General features: G+C 65.0%; 18 protein-coding genes. 12 read left to right on the top strand and 6 right to left on the bottom strand.

The features are described from left to right. Window positions 1-91: 91 nt before the first annotated feature. Both queD and LN450_RS00920 read left to right on the top strand, forming a co-directional pair. On the top strand, window positions 92-445 hold the full coding sequence (queD, locus tag LN450_RS00925) for a 6-carboxytetrahydropterin synthase QueD (RefSeq protein WP_008576903.1): 354 nt from the start codon (window positions 92-94) through the stop codon (window positions 443-445). Between the two features lie 191 nt (window positions 446-636). Further along, window positions 637-972, top strand: a complete 336-nt coding sequence (locus tag LN450_RS00920; protein ID WP_014091104.1) for a phasin family protein — start codon at window positions 637-639, stop codon at window positions 970-972. A gap of 112 nt (window positions 973-1,084) precedes the next feature. Here LN450_RS00920 and bioD read toward each other — a convergent pair whose 3' ends face one another. Continuing rightward, window positions 1,085-1,759: a dethiobiotin synthase gene (gene bioD / locus LN450_RS00915; RefSeq protein ID WP_011348633.1), complete on the bottom strand. Its 675-nt coding sequence runs from the start codon at window positions 1,757-1,759 to the stop codon at window positions 1,085-1,087. 230 nt (window positions 1,760-1,989) lie between these two features. On the opposite strand from bioD, the gene LN450_RS00910 reads away from it, so the two are divergent. Next, a complete protein-coding gene (locus tag LN450_RS00910; RefSeq protein WP_005920832.1) occupies window positions 1,990-2,472 on the top strand; it encodes a GAF domain-containing protein in 483 nt (160 codons plus the stop codon). After that, the gene (locus LN450_RS00905; RefSeq protein WP_008571013.1) at window positions 2,469-2,867 is read left to right on the top strand and encodes a TfoX/Sxy family protein; all 399 of its coding nucleotides are present in this window, start codon (window positions 2,469-2,471) and stop codon (window positions 2,865-2,867) included. Before LN450_RS00910 ends, LN450_RS00905 begins: the two co-directional genes overlap by 4 nt. 293 nt (window positions 2,868-3,160) lie before the next feature. Here the strand turns inward: LN450_RS00905 and gph are convergent, their stop codons facing one another. Both gph and dinB read right to left on the bottom strand, forming a co-directional pair. After that, on the bottom strand, window positions 3,161-3,811 hold the full coding sequence (gph, locus tag LN450_RS00900; RefSeq protein WP_011348635.1) for a phosphoglycolate phosphatase: 651 nt from the start codon (window positions 3,809-3,811) through the stop codon (window positions 3,161-3,163). Between the two features lie 142 nt (window positions 3,812-3,953). Further along, window positions 3,954-5,033: a DNA polymerase IV gene (dinB, locus tag LN450_RS00895; RefSeq protein ID WP_008571016.1), complete on the bottom strand. Its 1,080-nt coding sequence runs from the start codon at window positions 5,031-5,033 to the stop codon at window positions 3,954-3,956. A 346-nt stretch (window positions 5,034-5,379) separates the two neighbouring features. Here dinB and fabA point away from each other — a divergent pair, with 346 nt between their 5' ends. After that, a complete protein-coding gene (gene fabA, locus LN450_RS00890; RefSeq protein ID WP_011348636.1) occupies window positions 5,380-5,895 on the top strand; it encodes a 3-hydroxyacyl-[acyl-carrier-protein] dehydratase FabA in 516 nt (171 codons plus the stop codon). Beyond that, window positions 5,895-7,103 carry a beta-ketoacyl-ACP synthase I gene (fabB, locus tag LN450_RS00885; protein WP_011348637.1) on the top strand — a complete coding sequence of 403 codons (1,209 nt, stop codon included), beginning with the start codon at window positions 5,895-5,897 and terminating at the stop codon, window positions 7,101-7,103. Before fabA ends, fabB begins: the two co-directional genes overlap by 1 nt. A gap of 277 nt (window positions 7,104-7,380) precedes the next feature. Here the strand turns inward: fabB and LN450_RS00880 are convergent, their stop codons facing one another. From LN450_RS00880 to LN450_RS00870, 3 genes are all read right to left on the bottom strand, one after another. Continuing rightward, on the bottom strand, window positions 7,381-8,088 hold the full coding sequence (locus LN450_RS00880) for an SH3 domain-containing protein (protein ID WP_011348638.1): 708 nt from the start codon (window positions 8,086-8,088) through the stop codon (window positions 7,381-7,383). Between the two features lie 138 nt (window positions 8,089-8,226). Next, window positions 8,227-10,251, bottom strand: a complete 2,025-nt coding sequence (locus LN450_RS00875; RefSeq protein WP_011348639.1) for a M3 family metallopeptidase — start codon at window positions 10,249-10,251, stop codon at window positions 8,227-8,229. A 198-nt stretch (window positions 10,252-10,449) separates the two neighbouring features. After that, complete coding sequence (locus tag LN450_RS00870; RefSeq protein WP_005914733.1) at window positions 10,450-11,553, bottom strand: PLP-dependent cysteine synthase family protein; 1,104 nt, start codon at window positions 11,551-11,553, stop codon at window positions 10,450-10,452. A gap of 91 nt (window positions 11,554-11,644) precedes the next feature. On the opposite strand from LN450_RS00870, the gene LN450_RS00865 reads away from it, so the two are divergent. The 6 genes from LN450_RS00865 to LN450_RS00840 all read left to right on the top strand — a co-directional run. Continuing rightward, the gene (locus LN450_RS00865; protein WP_011348640.1) at window positions 11,645-12,103 is read left to right on the top strand and encodes a CopL family metal-binding regulatory protein; all 459 of its coding nucleotides are present in this window, start codon (window positions 11,645-11,647) and stop codon (window positions 12,101-12,103) included. A gap of 86 nt (window positions 12,104-12,189) precedes the next feature. Beyond that, the gene (locus LN450_RS00860; protein WP_039417790.1) at window positions 12,190-13,995 is read left to right on the top strand and encodes a copper resistance system multicopper oxidase; all 1,806 of its coding nucleotides are present in this window, start codon (window positions 12,190-12,192) and stop codon (window positions 13,993-13,995) included. Next, on the top strand, window positions 13,992-15,086 hold the full coding sequence (locus tag LN450_RS00855) for a copper resistance protein B (protein ID WP_011348642.1): 1,095 nt from the start codon (window positions 13,992-13,994) through the stop codon (window positions 15,084-15,086). Before LN450_RS00860 ends, LN450_RS00855 begins: the two co-directional genes overlap by 4 nt. 161 nt (window positions 15,087-15,247) lie before the next feature. After that, on the top strand, window positions 15,248-15,772 hold the full coding sequence (gene gloA, locus LN450_RS00850; protein ID WP_005914729.1) for a lactoylglutathione lyase: 525 nt from the start codon (window positions 15,248-15,250) through the stop codon (window positions 15,770-15,772). A 323-nt stretch (window positions 15,773-16,095) separates the two neighbouring features. Then, window positions 16,096-16,854, top strand: coding sequence for a hypothetical protein (locus tag LN450_RS00845; protein ID WP_039417792.1), 759 nt, complete (start codon window positions 16,096-16,098; stop codon window positions 16,852-16,854). 106 nt (window positions 16,855-16,960) lie between these two features. Beyond that, a partial coding sequence (locus tag LN450_RS00840; protein ID WP_039417794.1) for a peptidoglycan-binding protein occupies window positions 16,961-18,823 on the top strand: 1,863 nt, incomplete at its 3' end.

The following is an 18,823-nucleotide window of genomic DNA, read 5'->3' as shown; positions in this document are numbered from 1 at the left end:
TTCTGTCCGTCCCGGCCTGCCCGGTCTCTTGCGGGATCCTGCCCTGTGCAGTCACGCATCCCTCCCTCTTCCTGCTTGCCGAACCACCATCATGGACATCTTCAAGGTCTTCACCCTGGAAGCCGCGCACCGGCTTCCCAACGTGCCGCCTGGGCATAAATGCGCGCGCCTGCACGGCCATTCGTTTCGCGTCGAGCTGCATGTCAGCGGCGAACCCGGCGCCGAGACCGGCTGGATCATGGATTTCGGCGACATCAAGGCGGCTTTCCAGCCGATCTACGACCGCCTGGACCACCATTACCTCAACGACATCGAAGGGTTGGAAAACCCCACCAGCGAACGCCTGGCGATCTGGATCTGGCAGCAGCTCAAGCCGGCGCTGCCGCAGCTGAGCGAGATCGTGGTGCACGAGACCTGCACCTCCGGCTGTCGCTATCGCGGCTGAGCGGCAGCGCAGTGGGGTGACCTGAAGCCGCCAGCTGGCGGCTTTTCTCATCTGAGCGGCCAGCTAAGCTATTGATGTTAAAGCGCTTCTACGCACGTTTGGAAAATCTTCAGGAAACGTGTTGCATCGCAGCAACATCGGCGTATGCTGCAACGCAACAAACGGTCACGGCTTTCCCCAAGGGGTTCGCAATGTCGGCGCAGTTCGAAAACAGCTTCACCAATCAGTTCGCGTCTGTCGCAGCACGTGCCAACCAGTTGGCCTTGGAGACACTGGAACGCAACGTCAACGCGACCAGCAGCTTCTTCGGCGAGTTTGCGCAGGCGCGCGATCTGGGCGCCTACCAGACGCTCTGGCCGAAAGGCTTGCAGGTTGCGCGCGACAACCTGGAACGCCTGGCCTCGGTCAATCAGGAAGTGGTCGGGCTGGGATTGAAGATGTCCAGCGAGCTTGGGCAGTTTGCCAAGCAGCAGTTCGAAAACGGCAGCGACCAGGCCGGCGCATCAGGCAAGACCCGGCGTAAGTAAGCGCCAATAAATTCAGCGTCTTTGCATGGGTCCCTCCCCCCGTGCAATCCGGCCCGACAGATCCCTCCCTCTGTCGGGCTTTTTTATTGCCCGCGCGAGCGCGCCGTGCCAGCTAGCGCGGCAACTGCAGCCCGTGTGCCTGGGCGGCAGCGTCGGCGCCCGGCCGCCACGGGATCCGGCCCCAGCACGGCATCGCCAGGCGCTGGCGCAGCATGCCGATGTTCTCTTCGATGCGCTCCATCTGCGGATCGATTTCATTGGCGATCCACCCGATGCACTGCAGCCCATCGGCGGCGATGGCCGCAGCAGTGAGCCGCGCGTGGTTGATGCAGCCCAGCCGCACGCCGACCACCAGCACCACCGGCAGCTGCAAGGCGCGCACCAGATCGGCTTGGTCCAGGGTCGCGCTCAGCGGCGCGGCCCACCCGCCCACCCCTTCCACCACCACCACCTCGGCCTGCGTGAGCAATTGCGCGAACGCGTGTGCGATGGGCTCCAGCGCCAGCGTTACGCCGACATCGGCCGCCGCCAGTTCCGGTGCCAGCGGCGCCGGCAAGGCGTAGGGATTGAGCGTGGCGTAGTCCGGCTGCGGATCGCTGGCCGCCTGCAGCGCCAGCGCGTCTTCGTTACGCCAACCCTGCGGCGTGTGCTCGCAGCCGCTGGCCACCGGCTTCATGCCGACGGCGCGATGGCCGCGTGCGCGCAAGGCGTGCAACAGCGCGGTGCTTCCCATGGTCTTGCCGATGCCGGTATCGGTGCCGGTGACATAAAAAGCTGGATGCTGCATACGCCTGATCCTGCGGCCGCGCCGCCATTGCCGTGAGGGCGCGCAGCATACCGTGCGCGCTGCACGTGCGGCTGAGGACAGTTGGTGTCGTTTGCCTGCGAAGCCACATTGCCCATGTGCGGGCCCCTGGCTGCCTTGGCCAATGATCGCGATTCAGTGCTGGAAAGCTCCTGCGCGTTCCTTGCCCGATCGCAACCACGCTGCAAGACGGCCACTGCTAAACTTTGCCGATGTTCGCCACCTCTTCGCTGACCGGCAGCAAGCCGGAACAATATGCCCAGCTCACCGCCCAGGCCCAGGCACTGGTGCACGGCGAGCCGGACCGGATCGCCAATGCCGCCAATCTGGCCGCGCTGATCTTCCATTCGTTGCCGTCGCTCAACTGGGCCGGCTTCTACTTCTACGACGGCCGCGAGCTGGTGGTGGGGCCGTTCCAGGGCCTGCCGGCGTGCGTGCGCATCCCGCTGGACAAGGGCGTGTGCGGTGCGGCCGCCAGTACCCGGCAGAGCCAGCGCATTGCCGATGTGGACGCGTTCCCCGGGCATATTGCCTGCGATTCGGCATCGCGCTCGGAGCTGGTGATTCCACTGGTCAAAGGCGATGCGCTGATCGGCGTGCTGGACCTGGATAGCCCGGAGCTGGACCGCTTCGATGCCGACGATCAACGTGGCCTGGAAGCCATTGCGCAACTCTTCGTAGACGCGCTGGCGTGACCACCGAGCGGATGCGCAACATCGGGCCCAAAAGCGCGGCATGGCTGCGCCAGGTCGGGCTGCGCACGCAGCAGGACCTGCAAGCGGTGGGTGCGGTGGGCGCATTCGTCAAGGTGCGCCGCGCGGGCTTCAAGCCCAGCCTCAACCTGCTGTATTCGTTGGAAGGCGCGTTGGCCGATTGCCATTGGCAGGACGTGCCCGAAGCGCGCCGGCATGCCTTGCTCGCTGAATATGAAGCGGCCAGCGCGCTGCTGCCGGTGCGCGGCCGTGCCGTCGGCGGTCCGGTGGAAACCGTGCACTATGTGCGCGCCGACAACGACGATACGCACGGCGACGCGGATACGGCAACCGACCTTTACGACGCTGCGGATGCAGAGCGAGCAGGCGAGGATTGAATCGGCCGGCAGCGCCCGGCAATCGGCTGATCGATGCAGCTGGCCCATACGCGCGCTCATGCATGCAGCCTCGCGTCGCACTACGCATGGCCCGTTTCAGAGCCTGAAGCGCAAGGTCCTGCGACGACACGCACCGGTCGGCATGCATGGCTCACCACCGTGTCTTGGGTGCTGGCTGCTCAGCGGCACAGGTCGCTGTTGCACAATCTCCCGCTTCAGCGCAGACGCCCGAGCTTGGGCCTGCGGCCGTAACGCACGCCGCCGCATCGGTCGATCCGTGGTGCGCGCGCAGGTCAGCGCAACGCGAGCAGTTCACGCATGTCGTCGACGATGGCCACGGCACCGGCGCGCTGCACATCGAAACCGCGCAGGTAGCCGTAACGCACCATCGCCAGCGGCATGTTCGCGGCGTTTGCGGCGGCGGCATCGGTGGCCGAATCGCCAACCATCAAACACTGTTGCGGGCTGCGTTGAAAGTGACTGGCAAGCTGCAGCAGCGGTGCCGGGTCGGGCTTGCGCTGTGGCAACGAATCGCCCCCGAGCACACGGCTGAAATGCGCGGCGATACCCAGATGCTCCAGCAACGGCGCGATAAAACGCGCAGGCTTGTTGGTGCACAAGGCCAGCGTGGCGCCCGCATCGCGCAGGCCGGCCAGCGCCTCGGCAACGCCCGGGTACAACTGCGGGTCGTGCAGCAGGCTCGCCTCGTAATGGCGCATCATCACCGGCATTTCGGCATCGGCATCGCGCGTGCTGCCGGCTTCGCGCAATGCGGTGGCAAGCAATACCTTGACGCCTTCGCCGATCCAGCTGCGGATCGTGGCTTGGCTGAACTGCTGTAGCCCCAGCTCCTGCAATGTGCCGTTGAGAGCCTCGGCGATATTGGGTGCGCTGTCCACCAGCGTGCCATCCAGGTCGAAGATCACCAGCGGATACGGAAACATTCGGACGGCCTCGTGCGTGGGAGAGCCGCAGTGTACGCAGTGCAAGATTCAGCGCGTGTCACTGCCAAGCACCGTGGATTGCTCGCCACCTGCGTTAGATGCAGTCATCGCCGCATGCGAGACGCAATGCAGCCCGCGCCGCTCACTCCAACGGCGGCATCTGGCCGAACAACTGCCCCTGCACGGCGCCATCTTCGACATCGCTGAAACCGCTCAGGCCCACACCGACCAGGCGATAGCGCGTCTGCGTGGGCAGCTCCACGCGGCGGGTCAATGCCAGGGCAATCTGCGCCAGCGCCTCCTGCGAGGTAGGCGGCTGCTCGGGCGTGTAGGAGCGCGTCAGGATGCGAAAATTCGAGGTCTTCAATTTCAGCACGACCGTGCGCCCGATGCGTTCGGTGCGGCGCGTGGCGAGCCAGGTCTTTTCGGCCAGCCGCAGGATGTGCGGGTCCAGTGCATCAAGCGCCAGATCTTCGCTGAAGGTGTCTTCCGAGGAGACCGATTGCACTTCCTGATCCGGCTCGACCGGGCGCTCGTCGATGCCGCGCGCGCGGCGATACAGGCTCTGACCGAAACTGCCGAAATGCGCCTGCAGTTCCTCCAATGGCCGCTGGCGCAGATCGGCCACAGTGACGATGCCCAGCGCCGCCAACTTGCCATCCATCACCTTGCCTACGCCGGGAATGCGATTGACCTTGAGCGGCAGCAAAAATGCATCCACGCGGCTGGGCGCAATCACGAACTGGCCATCGGGTTTGCGCCAATCCGACGCAATCTTGGCCAGGAACTTGTTCGGCGCGATGCCGGCCGATGCGGTGAGCTGGGTTTCCTCGCGGATCTGCGTACGGATCAACTGCGCGACCTCGGTGGCCAACTGCATGCCGGTTTTGGCGTGCGTGACGTCCAGATAGGCCTCGTCCAGCGACAACGGCTCCACCAAGTCGGTATGACGATGGAAAATCTCGCGTACTTGCCGCGACACCGCCTTGTAGCGCGCAAAATCCGGCGGCACGAAGATCGCGTCCGGGCACAGGCGCTCGGCACGCACGGCCGGCATCGCCGAGCGAATACCGAAGGTCCGCGCTTCGTAGGAGGCCGCGCACACCACCGAGCGCGCGCCGCGCCAGGCCACCACTACCGGCTTGCCGCGCAGGCCCGGATCGTCACGCTGCTCCACGGACGCGTAGAACGCATCCATGTCCACGTGCACGATCTTGCGCATCAAGCGGGGTTCTCTGTCGCAGGTCTGCGCCCATGATAAGCCAGCGCCGTCTCACCCCTTGCGTCGAGAGACATCGCCACGGATTGGCAAAGCGAACACGAGCGCGTACTCAATAGCAAGGTAACGCATCCGACGACAGCGCCTGCACGGCCAACCATGCAGGCCTGCCACGTATGTGCCGACGGCGGTCCCGAGCACCGCGACTTCGCCTGCAACAGTGCATCTGCGCACTGCGCACTCAGCGGAAAACAGCACGCATGCGTACGGATAAAACGTTTGATTGAACCGCGCGACCTCATGCACCCTTCCCCGCCTCGCCTCTCGCTCCTTGCAGGACACGTTCGTCATGACTCGTCAAAGTACGTACTCGCGCGACCAATTGCTGGCCAGCGCGCGTGGGGAATTGTTTGCGCCCGACAGCGGCCGTCTGCCCAACGATCCGATGCTGATGTTCGACCGCATCACCGAGATCAGCGACGCCGGCGGTACACATGGCAAGGGGCTGATTCGTGCCGAACTGGATATCCGCCCGGACCTGTGGTTCTTCGGCTGCCACTTCATCGGCGACCCGGTGATGCCAGGCTGCCTGGGCCTGGATGCGATGTGGCAACTGACCGGCTTTTTCCTCACATGGATCGGCGCGCCGGGCCGTGGCCGCGCGTTGGGCTGCGGCGAGGTCAAGTTCACCGGCCAGGTGCTGCCCAGCGCCAGGCTGGTGCGCTACGAGGTCGATGTCAGCCGCGTCATCAACCGCAAGCTGGTGATGGCGCAGACCGATGCACGCATGCTGGTGGATGGGCGCGAGATCTACACCGCCAAGGATCTGCGTGTGGGCATGTTCACTTCAACGGAGAATTTCTGATGCGTCGCGTCGTCATTACCGGAATGGGCATCACCTCATGCCTGGGCAACGATCTGGACACCGTCTCCAGTGCACTGCGCGTGAGCCGCTCCGGTATCACCGCGCTGCCCGATCACGCCGAAGCAGGCCTGCGGAGCCAGGTCGGCGGTGCGGTGGCGCTGGATCTGGACAGCCTGATCGACCGTAAGCTCAAACGCTTCATGGGCGATGCCTCGGCCTACGCATACCTGGCAATGCGCGATGCGATCGCCGATGCGGGCCTGGATGCCGAGCAGGTCAGCGGCCTGCGCACCGGCGTGATTGCCGGCTCCGGTGGCGGCTCCAGCCAATGGCAGGTGGAAACCGCCGATCTGCTGCGCAACCGTGGCGTGCGCAAAGTAGGCCCATACATGGTGCCGCGCACGATGTGTTCGTCGGTGTCCGCATCGCTGGCCACCGCGTTCAAAATACGCGGGCTGAGCTACTCGCTGTCGGCCGCGTGCGCGACGTCTGCGCATTGCATCGGTGCGGCGGCAGATCTGATCCGGCATGGCGCGCAGGACGTGATGTTCGCCGGTGGCGGCGAAGAACTGCACTGGACCATGAGCGTCATGTTCGATGCGATGGGCGCGCTGTCCACCGGCTTCAACGATCGCCCTGCCGTGGCCTCGCGCCCGTACGATGCGCAGCGCGATGGCTTCGTCATCGGCAGCGGCGGCGGCATGCTGGTGCTGGAAGACTACGAACACGCCATCGCGCGTGGCGCACGCATCCATGCCGAACTGCTCGGCTATGGCGTGACCTCCGACGGTGCCGACATGGTCGCGCCCAGCGGCGAAGGCGCCGTGCGCTGCATGCACATGGCCATGCAGGGCTTGCAGCGCCCGATCGATTACCTCAACACGCATGGCACGTCCACGCCGTTGGGCGATGTCACCGAACTGGGCGCGGTGCGCGAGGTATTCGGCGACTACGTGCCGCCGCTGTCTTCGACCAAGGGGCTCTCCGGGCACTCGCTGGGCGCGGCCAGCGTGCACGAGGCGATCTACAGCCTGCTGATGCTGCGCGATGGCTTCATGGCCGGCTCGGCGCATATCGACGAACTCGACCCGAGTGCCGAAGGCTTTCCTATCCTGCGGCAGACACAGGACGCGACCTTGAACACGGTGATGTCCAACAGTTTCGGCTTCGGTGGCACCAACGCGGCACTGGTCTTCGGCCGGGTGTAACCACTGGCGCCACCGCCGCGATCACGCTGCGGTGGCTCGCCTGCGATGCGGCAACGCGCGCGTAGATCACGCAATGCTGCCAGGGTCTTGCAGGCACTCAGCCGAAGCGTCAGGCCTGCCGTAGCAAGCGCACGCTTGCGCCGCTGGTGCCGGCCCGGGGACCAGCCGCGCGTATCCTCCTAGTGCACGCCGGGCCCGGTTCGACGAGCGGTTGGCTGGCAATCGTGACGGCCACCAATTTCCATTGCCGAGGCAATTTGTCGCACTCGATGCGTGCCTAATCGATGCAACGCGGTAGCGCGTCATCCTGGTTGCGTGAATTTTCGCACCGTTGCCGAACCGATTGCTCGTAATCGCTGCGTGCCTGGGAGATACAGCTCTGCACGGTGTCGTCCTGACTTCCCGAGCGTTCGCATCGATGTATCTTGTCGTCCCGCCTGTCGGCATCTATCCGATTCAGCGCAGCCCGGTCGATCACGGCCCGCTCGCGCTGGGTGCGCTCGGTTTCTGCGCGTGTTTCGGCCTTGGCGCGCCTTGCCAGGGACTGTACTCCGTCCGCCGTCACGCCCCCGCCAGGTGCCAGCAGCTCTAGTGGCAGCGAGTCCCCTGGAGTGTGATCGCGCCAGTAGGCGCGCTCGCTCTCGACGGTCCATTCGCGGCCGCGATAATGCGTGTCCCAGTAGGCATCCAGCGAAAACGTCAGCTTCGGCACCACCTGATTCAAGGCGCCGTGAGCGAGCACGATCGAGGCCGCAGGAAGCCAGCCACGTGCCTCCGGTGAACGCACATCGCACCAAGCGCCGCTGTCGAGACAGCCATAGACCTGCAGCGTACCGCCGGGCTGAACTTCGCCCACGCGCCGGTACTCTTCGGAAGGTCCGGCGCGCAGGCCAACCAGACTGTTGGCGTGGCCGGTGTGCTGCGCCCAAACCGGCAGGGCCACGGCCATCAGCCATAGCGCACTCCATGAAAAACGTCGCTGCATTGCGCTCTCCTTGTGCCCTATCCCGCCGCATGCTTCGCCCCCGAAGAGGCGCCAGGTCGCGGTTATAGGACAGCTCACCTCAATGCAATGCGAACGCCGTGGCGACGGTAGCAGATGACGACTGCGCCATCGGCGCCGTCAGCCCGCCATGCCGTTATGCCGTAGCAGCGCATCGATGGTCGGGGCCCGACCGCGGAACGCGCGGAAGTTCTCCGCCGCCGGACGACTGCCGCCACGCGCAAGCACCTCGGCGCGGAACCGTGCGCCGGTCTGCTCCAGTTGATCGGGCGCCTCTTCGAATGCGGCATAGGCATCGGCGCTGAGCACTTCGGCCCACTTGTAGCTGTAATAGCCGGCCGCATAGCCACCTGCAAAAATATGGCTGAACTGATGCGGGAAGCGATTCCATGCCGGCGGCCGATTGACCGCCACTTCGTCGCGCACGCGCTCGATCAATTGCAGCACGCTGTCCTGCGAGGGGTCGTAGGTGCTGTGCAGTTGCATGTCGAACAAGGCGAATTCCAGCTGACGCACGGTGAACATGCCGCTCTGGAAATTGCGCGCCGCCAGCAGGCGATCGAACAGATTCCGCGGCAGCGGTTCGCCGGTCTGAACGTGCGCGGTCATCGCCTGCACGCGCTCCCACTCCCAGCAGAAGTTTTCCATGAACTGGCTGGGCAGCTCTACCGCGTCCCATTCCACGCCATTGATGCCGGCCACGCCCAGCTCGCCAATCTGCGTGAGCAACTGATGCAGGCCGTGGCCCATTTCATGGAACAGCGTGGTGACTTCGCCGTGGCGGAAGGTGGCCGGTGCATCGCCGCTGCCACGCCCGAAGTTGCACACCAGATACACCAGCGGCGTCTGCACACCGTTGGCGGTGTTGCGGCGATTGCGGCAATCGTCCATCCACGCGCCGCCGCGTTTGCCTTCGCGCGCGTACAAGTCCAGATAGAACTGGCCAACCAGGGTGCCTTGCGCATCTTCCAACCGGTAGAACCGCACGTCCGGGTGCCACACCGGCGCGCTGTCGGGTTTGACGGTGAGCCCGTACAGGCTGTGGATCACATCGAACAGGCCGGCCAGTACCTTCGGTTCGGTGAAGTACTGCTTCACCTCCTGCTCGGAAAAGCTGTAACGCGCCTGCTTGAGTTTTTCCGAGGCGTAGGCCAGGTCCCAGGCCTGCAGTTCATCCAGACCCAACTCGTCGCGCGCAAAGGCTTCCAGCTCGGCGCGGTCGCGCTGTGCATGCGGCTTGGCGCGCGCGGCCAGATCGCGCAGGAAGCCCATCACCTCGTCGGGGCTCTGCGCCATCTTGGTGGCAACCGAATAGTCGGCGTAACTGGCAAAGCCGAGCAGCTGCGCCAACTCGGCGCGCAGGGCCAGGATGCGATCGATGTTGGCGCTGTTGTCCAGCGTGGCATCGCCGAATTCGGACGCGCGCTCGGCATTGGCGCGATACAGCCGCGCGCGCAGGTCGCGGCTGTCGGCATCGCTCTGCACCGGCAGATAGCACGGCATCTGCAAGGTGAATTTCCAGCCCGGCACGCCGTCCTTTTCGGCGGCGGCGCGCGCGGCGGCAATCACTTCTGCCGGCAGGCCCGACAGCTGGGTCTGGTCTTCGGTCACGTACGACCACGCATCGGTGGCGTCGAGTACGTTCTGCGAGAATTTGGCTGCCAACGCTGAGAGTTCTTCCTGGATCTGTGCGAACCGCGCCTTGGCGGCATCATCGAGTTCTGCACCGCCCAAGCGGAAATCGCGTAGCGCGTTTTCCAGCACCTTGCGACGCGCCTCATCGAAGTGTGCGGCTTCCGGCGATTGCGCCAGCGCCTTGTATTGCGCATACAGCGCCAGATTCTGCGCCAGCGCGCTGCCGAAGCGGCTCACCTTGGGCAGATTGCAGTTATAGGCCTCGCGCAGCTCGGGCGTGTTGACCACCGCCTGCAGGTGCCCCACCTGCCCCCACGCACGCCATAGCCGCTCGGTGGCATCGTCCAGCGGCGTGACGAAGCTGTCCCAGCACACCGGGCTGACCTGCTCGGCCGCCTTCACCGCCGCCTCGGCCTCGGCGAGCAGTTGGTCGATCGCCGGGCCCACGTGTTCGGGGCCGATCGCATCGAAGGACGGCAGTCCGGACAGATCGAGCAGCGGGTTGGTCATGGAGCGCTCCGGCAATGGACTGGATGAGTGGATTCAAGGATCGGCAAACGTGGCAGGCACACCGTGGCACGCAACCGTCAGCAGGTGAGCACGGCACCGAGGGCACGGTGCGCGCCTGGACCTGCCGACTGCGGACACCGATCGCACGGGCGTGGCGGTGAGCGCAGCGCCTTGATGCCTACGTCCCGGATATGGCGGTCATTCCAGCGCCGCACAAGGCAAGGCAGGCAAATCGCCGCCGTTCACGGCCAGCGCAATGGCTGTATCGCTGTCGCTGACATCGATCGCGCGCGCCTGGTACCAGGCCGGGTCGTAATAACTGTGCGCGTATCGTTCGCCGGCATCGCACAGGATGGTGACGATGGAGCCCTGCCGGCCTTCGTCGCGCATGCGCCGGGCAGCCTGCAGCACGCCGACGAAGTTGGTGCCGGTGGAGCCGCCCACGCGGCGGCCCAGCGTGGCGCTGACGTGGCGCATGGCCGCCAGGCTCAGCGCATCGGGCACCTTGATCATCACATCCACGCAGCTGGCAATGAAGCTCGATTCCACCCGCGGGCGGCCGATGCCTTCGATGCGCGAACCGCCGGTGATGGCCAGCTCCTTGGGGCATTGGCCGTCCACTGCGCGGCAATAGCCGTCGAAGAACACCGACACTTCCGGGTCGGCGCACAGGATGCGGGTGGCATGGCGCCGATAGCGCACGTAGCGGCCCAGGGTGGCGCTGGTACCGCCGGTGCCGGGGCTGCAGACGATCCAGTCCGGGATCGGGTGCGGCTCTTCGGCCAGTTGCTTGAAGATCGATTCGGCGATGTTGTTGTTGGCGCGCCAGTCAGTGGCACGCTCGGCATAGGTGAACTGGTCCATGAAGTGCCCGCCGGTCTCGCGTGCGAGCTGGTGCGAGGCGCTGTCCAGGTCGCAGGCGCGTTCGACCAGGTGGCAGCGGCCGCCCTGGAATTGAATCGCGGCGATCTTCTCCGGCGAGGTCGAGGCGGGCATCACCGCGATGAAGGGCACGCCCAGCAGGCGCGCGAAATATGCTTCGGAAATGGCCGTGGAGCCACTGGACGCCTCGATCACCGGGCGCCCGGCGCGCAGCCAGCCATTGGTGAGCGCGTACAGGAACAGCGAGCGCGCCAGGCGGTGCTTGAGGCTGCCGGTCGGGTGGCTGGACTCGTCCTTGAAGTACAGGTCGATGCCTGGATAGCCCGGCAGTTCCATCGGAATCAGGTGGGTGTCGGCCGAACGATTGAAATCGGCCTCGATCTTCCGGATGGCGGCGGCCACCCACTGGCGCTGCGACATGGCAGGACTTGGCTGCGAAAGTAGCCTCAATTCTACCGCCCCCACCTGCCCGCTTACGCACCCAGCGCATCGGGCGGACAGCTGGGGGCCGATGCTATGCTCGCTGCACCTGTCACTGCCGCGACTACTTGTGCTGCATCGCCTGCTCCGCCTGCTGCTGTGCCTGAGCCTGGTTGCCAATACGGCCACCGGCGCGTGGGCGTCGGTGGGCATGGCCATGCCGGCAATGGCGTCGGGCGCGATGCCCGCCGCGACCATGGCGGGAGGCACCGCCGCGACCCAGAGCGAGTTACCGGCAGCCGTGCCGTGCCATGACGCGATGCCTCCGCCGACAGCCATGCAGTGGCAGCACGACAAGGCCACGCATGCGCACGCGCCTGACTGCTGCAAGCTGGGCAGCTGCGATTGCCTGCAGCACGCCAGCCTCGCCTTGTTGACCTTGCCTGCCGTAGCCGCCGGCCTGCTCGGCCACCCGGCGGTGCCGGACACCCTGACCGAGGGGCGCAGCAGCCCGCTGCCCGACCAACCGGTACGACCTCCCATCGCCTGAGCGCCGACGGCCCTGCCTTGGCCGTCCTCGGCCCCGCGCGTGCTTGCGCGGGTTTCCTCAGTTTTGCGCTGCGCTCCATCTTGCCGATGGAGCGCGCAGGAGATGTCATGTCTTTCGATCCCCCGTTTTCCCACGGCTCAACCGCCAGCGGTCTGAGCCGGCGCCGCTTCGTCCAGGGCCTGGCCCTGGGCGGCGTCGCCGCAGCCAGCGGCCTGTGGCGCTACGACGCGCGCGCCGCCGCCCAGGCCACCACGCCGGTGCTACGTGGAAGCAGCCAGTCGCTGCAGATCGGCCGCCTGCCGGTGAACTTCACCGGACACACCCGCTCCGCAATCACGGTCAACCAGAGCCTGCCGGCGCCTACCCTGCGCTGGCGCGAGGGCGACACGGTGGGCGTGCGCGTGCGTAACGCGCTGGCCGACCAAGCCACCTCGGTGCATTGGCATGGCCTGTTGCTGCCGGCCAACATGGACGGCGTGCCGGGGATGAGTTTCGACGGCATCGCGCCGGGCCAGGAGTATCACTACCGCTTCACGCTGCGCCAGTCCGGCACCTACTGGTACCACAGCCATTCGATGTTTCAGGAGCAGTCCGGGCTGTATGGCGCCATCGTCATCGACCCGCTGACGCCGCCGCCGTACCGGCACGATCGCGAGCATGTGGTGCTGCTCTCGGACTGGACCGACCTGGACCCGGCCGCCCTGTTCCGCCGGCTCAAGCAGATGCCCAGCCACGACAATTACGCGCAGCGCACGGTCGTCGATTTCCTGCGCGATGCGCGCGACGACGGCCTGCGCGCCACGCTGGCCGACCGCGGCATGTGGGGGCGCATGCGCATGATCCCGACCGACCTGTCCGACGTCAACGCCAACACCTACACCTACCTGCTCAACGGCGTGGCGCCGGCCGGCAACTGGACCGGGTTGTTCAAGCCAGGCGAAAAGGTGTTGCTGCGTTTCATCAACGGCTCGTCGATGACCTACTTCGACATCCGTATTCCCGGCCTGCGCATGACCGTGGTGGCCGCCGACGGGCAGTACGTGCATCCGGTCAGCGTGGACGAACTGCGCATCGCCGCGGCCGAGACCTTCGACGTGATCGTCGAACCGCTCGGCCAGGATGCGTTTACGTTATTCGCGCAGGACATGGGCCGCACCGGCTTTGCCTGTGGCACGCTGGCAGTGCAACACGGCTTGCAGGCGCCGATTCCCGCACTGGATCGGCGCGCCATCCTGACCATGCAGGACATGGGACATGGCGATGGGATGCACCACGCGCTACCCGCAATGCACGGCGCGCCCGGGATGTTGGCGGCGCATGGGACGCACACCATGCACTCGCACGACGATGCCCAGGCACACGACAAGGCGCCGCATCATCCCGCCAGCGAAACCGGCAACCCGCTGATCGACATGCGCAGCAATGCCACCGCACCGCGCCTGGACGACCCCGGCGTGGGCCTGCGCGACAACGGCCGCCGCGTGCTGTGCTACGCCGATCTGCATAGCGTGTTCGAGGATCCGGATGGGCGCGAACCCGGGCGCGACATCGAGCTGCATCTGACCGGGCACATGGAAAAATTCGCCTGGTCCTTCGATGGCATCGCGTTCGCTTCCGCGCAACCCTTGCGTCTGCAATACGGCGAGCGGCTGCGTATCGTGCTGGTCAACGACACCATGATGCAGCACCCGATTCACCTGCATGGCATGTGGAGCGACCTGGAAGATGCACACGGCAACTTCCAGGTACGCAAGCACACCATCGACATGCCGCCGGGCACCCGCCGCACCTACCGCGTGCGTGCCGATGCGCTCGGCCGCTGGGCCTATCACTGTCATCTGCTGTACCACATGGAAGCAGGAATGATGCGCGAAGTGCGGGTGGAGGCATGAGTCGCTTTCGCACACAGGCCTGGTTGGCTGCTGCGTTCCTGGCGAGCGCATCTGCACTTGCGCAGGAGCATCAGCACGATGCGCTGGAGGACGCACCGCAGGACATGCAGGACCATGCGATGCAAGTGACCGATGGCATGCAGACGACCCCTGCCTCATCTCAGGCCGCTCACATGGACCACGCTCACATGGCGCACGCTGACACGGGTACCGGCCCCATGGACGATGAATCGATGAAGCATGGATCCATGGGCGATGCATCCATGCACCACCAGGCGATGGATCACGCGTCGATGGATCACTCCAAGATGCACCACACGCAGCCCACACACGCTGCACAAACTCCTGCATCACCCGCCGAGACACGCAGTCACCCACTCCCTCGCGACCCCATTCCCCCACCCACGGCGGACGACATCGCCGCCGCATTCGCACCATTGCACACGCATACGATGCACTCGGCAGGTATCAACCACTATGTCCTGCTCGATCGGCTTGAAGCGTCCAACACGCATCGCGGTAGCGGCCAGGCCTGGGAATCGCGCGCATGGATCGGCGGCGACATCGACCGGCTCTGGCTGCGCAGCGAGGGCGAACGGCACGACGGGCGCACCGAACCTGCCTCGCTGGAGGCGTTCTATGGCCATGCCATTTCGCCATGGTGGGATGTACTCATCGGCGCGCGCCAGGACATCGGCGCAGGCGAACATCGCAGCTGGGCCGCTTTCGGCGTGCAAGGCCTGGCGCCCTACAAGTTCGAAACCGAAGCCACGCTGTATGTGGGCACTGGCAGCCGCGCGGCGCTGCGGCTGGAAGGCGAATACGAGGTACTGCTGACCAACCGTCTGATCCTGCAGCCGCGTGCGGAAGCCGACATCGCGCTTACCGACGACAACCGCCGCGGCATTGGCAGCGGTCTGGAAGCGGTGGAACTTGGCTTGCGCCTGCGCTACGAGATTACCCGCCGCTTCGCGCCGTACATCGGCTGGGTGCACAGCCGCAGCTTCGGCGATAGCGCACAACGCGCCGCGATGGACGATGCCCCCGCACGCGACAGCCGCTTTGTTGCCGGTGTGCGCGTGTGGTTTTGAGGCGATGGCATCGTGCACGGGCAGATGCAGTTGGCCCTCTCCTCCAACGCCAGCGCATTCGAACCGCTGCCCTTTCGCCATGACACGCCGACAACCCTGCCCTGGCTACCATCCCCCTTCGCGCAACACCCCCCACCCGCAATCCACACCAGGAGACCGCCATGCCTTTGAACGATCTGCAACACGTGCCAGGCGCCAATGCCGCGCCCGCCGACACGCACGGCTTCGTGTTCAACCACACCATGCTGCGCGTCAAGGACGCAACACAGTCGCTGGATTTCTATACCCGTGTCCTGGGCTTCCGCCTGCTCGACGCACGCGATTTTGCCGACGCAAAATTCAGCCTGTATTTTCTCGCGCTGCTGCCCGAAGGCACGGCCATTCCCGATGACGACGCGCAGCGTCGCCTGTGGATGGCCGGCATCCCCGGCGTGCTCGAACTCACCCACAACCATGGCACCGAAACCCAGGATGGCCCGGTCTATCACGACGGCAACAGCGACCCACGCGGCTTCGGCCATATCTGTATCTCGGTGCCGGACATCCATGCTGCCTGCGCACGCTTCGACAGCCTCAACGTGCCGTATCAGAAACGCCTGGAAGACGGCCGCATGAAGCACCTGGCCTTCATCAAGGACCCGGACGGTTACTGGGTGGAGATCATTTCCAATACGCCCTTGGCGTAAGTCCGCCGCTCAGCGGCAAGCTGGCGCGTCAGCGAATGCACAGGCCGAACGCGGCGCATCCGCGACGTCGAAGCCCCGCGCCGCAACGACGTGCGGGAGCCGCCAGGCCCGGTGCAACGACTGGACACAACGGCGGGCTGGAGTAGACTTTCGCCGCCCTCCGCAATGGATGCACCCCAATGCTCGTCAGGAAGATTTCACTTGTCCTTGCGCTAGCAACGATCGCCGCCTGCACACAGGCGACACCGGACGCCACCGCTCCGAAGACCGCCGCGGCCGCGGCCGGCACTCCTCCAAAACCGTCAGAAAAGGATGCACCTCCCATGCAGGACGCAACCCAGGGATCGACCCAGCAATTGCAGCCGCCGCGGACCGACAGCGTGTTGTATTTCATCAGCAACGTGGACGGCGATGGCGCAACCTCCTACGAGGTCGCCAATGGCAGCTGGATCAATTATTGGTACGGCTTTCAGTTCGAACTCGGCGGTACCCGGTATTACACCGGCTTCGCCTGGGAAACGCCCGAGCTCTATGGCGCCGAGCGCGAGAATCACGATGCTGCCCCTGGTACCAAGGTGACGCTTGCTCACGCCACGTTTGTGGCCAGCGAACCGGGGAGCAAGTCTCCATGGAAGCTGCTTGGCGCAGAGCCTTACATCGGCGAATTCGGCGGCATGGAGCAGGGCAACACCGTCGACACGACGCGTCAACCACAGACCTTTGTCACCGATGACGGCAGGCTGGTGCTGGCCGTGCCGACGTGGAGCCTGCAGTCGGGCGTGCGCATCCTTTCCTACGACGCACTCGTGTTCAACCCGAAAGAAACCGATAACGTCAACGACAAGCATTGGACCTATATCGGCAACATTCCGGCGGGTGAGGACAACAGCGCCAACTGTGGCGAAGATGCGCCCGGCAAGATTGCCTGCGTCAAGAACACCAGCACGTTTGCGTTCGTGAAGCAGCCAGGACTGCCCGCATTGCGGGTAACGGTCTCTGCCGTTCCCCCGACGAGCGGGGGTGACGCGACGGTTGAATACCGCTACGATGCCGCCAGCAAATCGTATTTGCCGACCCCTTGATACAGGACCAAAGGAATTGGTTCGGGCGGCGTACCGCTGCAGCCGCGTGGCTGCAGCACTCAATCAAGGACCTTGAGCGATGCCGACGAACTACTCACGAGCCCAAGTGCTCGACATCATCGAACGCGAAGCGGCCGAGCGGAATATTCCGCGTGACGACTTCCTGCGTTTTGCCCACGTAGAGACTGGCGGCGCCTTCGACGAGTTGGCCAGTCGCGGCCCCGGCGGTGCGAAAGGACTATTCCAGTTCACGCCGCCAACTGCCCAGCAGTACGGCATTGCCGGACGCGAGCTGGACGCGGTGGCCAATACCGACGCAGCAGCGCGGCTGTATCTGGACAACCGGACGAGCCTGGTCAATCGGCACGAACGCGATGGGCGGCCGTACCTTTCGGGCAAGCCCGAGCCCGATGGCCTGGATATGTATCTGGCCCATCAGCAAGGCGCCGGTGGCTATCGCTCTTTGCAGACCGCGATCGCCACGGGATCTTTTGGCCTGGAAAGCACACGCGCCAACATTCTCAACAATGTCGGCGAGAAAGAGCTGAAGTCCCTGACCGGCGTCGATTCGGCGACGTTCCGGCGCATGTCCGACAAGGACATGGCACAGACCTTCGTGCAGTACTGGGATACGAAGATGGACCGTATCCGGATTCCTGAAAAAGGCATCGAGCCGATTTCGACCACGCAGCAGGCACCCTCGCACGCTGCGCCAGCGCACTCTGCGCCTGCCCAGCCGGAAAAACCCGCAGCGCAAGGCATTGCGCTTCACGCAGCCTATGACCTCACCAACAAATACGATCACGTCAAATACGGCCTGGGCGCGAAAGATCCCGACAAAGGCAGGGTCGATTGTTCTGGCTGGGTGGTCGAGATGCAGAACGCGACCATGGACGAGATCAACAAGGGCGCCGGCAAGGCCATCTTCACCAAGGACGAAAAGTTCAGTCCTGGTTTCGACAGTGCATCCGAACTGCTGCGCAAGGCCGAGCTGCGCTCCGGCGTGCTGATCCAAGGCAAGGATGTGACTGCCCAGACCCTCAAGGAAGGCATGATCATCGGCGAGGACAATGGCCCGCAGAGTTGGGACAAGGGACGCTACAAGGGCATCGACCACATCACGATGGTGGTGCGTGACCCCAAGGATGGCCAGCTCAAGATCAGCCAATCCCGTGGCGGCGAGGGTGTCGAGCTCAGTTCGCTGGATTCCTACCTCGAGCGCAAGCACGCCAAGGGCGTCAAGCTGTATGCGAGCGACCCGCTGTCTGAGGCGCGCGACCTGCTGCAGGAGCGCAGCCAGAACAAGCAGCAATCTCACGCAGCGACCGAGCACAAACCCAGCCAGGCACACGCCGCCGCTGATGCGCCGGGTGTCCTGCGCGAAAATGCGCGTGGCGCAGAAGTGCGCACATTGCAGCAGACGCTGCAGCAACTGGGTTACAAGGACGCAGGCGGTAACGAACTCAAGGCTGACGGCGCCTATGGCCAACGGACCAGCGAGGCGGTCAAGGCATTCCAGCGTGCGCATGGGCTGCAGGACGATGGCGTGGTTGGCCGCGATACGCAGGCTGCGTTGAAGCAGGCGGAAAAGACGCCCCTGCTCTCGGAGAAAACCAATCCCGACCACCCGCTGTTCAATCAGGCCGTCAACAAGCTGGAGCAGCTCGGTCCGAATGCCTTCGCCAATCGGCAGCAGTTGGTAAATGCGGCCGGCCACATGACCTTCGAAGCCAAGGTCAGCGGCATGCAACGCATCGACATGGTGGCGCAAAGCAAGGACGGCAACGGACTGTTTGCCGTGCAGGGTCAGCCAACCGACCCGGCGCATCAGCGGATCTACACCGACAAGGCAACCGCTGCGGAACGGCCGCTGGAGCAGAGCAGCAATGCTGTGCGGCAGGAAGCGCAGACGCAGACGCAGGTTCAAGATCAGCACGAGCAACAACGCAGCCAGGGGCGCAGCGTCGGT

Source organism: Xanthomonas euvesicatoria pv. euvesicatoria (assembly GCF_020880415.1).
Classification (GTDB): Bacteria; Pseudomonadota; Gammaproteobacteria; order Xanthomonadales; family Xanthomonadaceae; genus Xanthomonas; species Xanthomonas euvesicatoria.
Note: the sequence above shows the minus strand (reverse complement) of the source record. Positions and strands in the feature narration are given on the sequence as shown.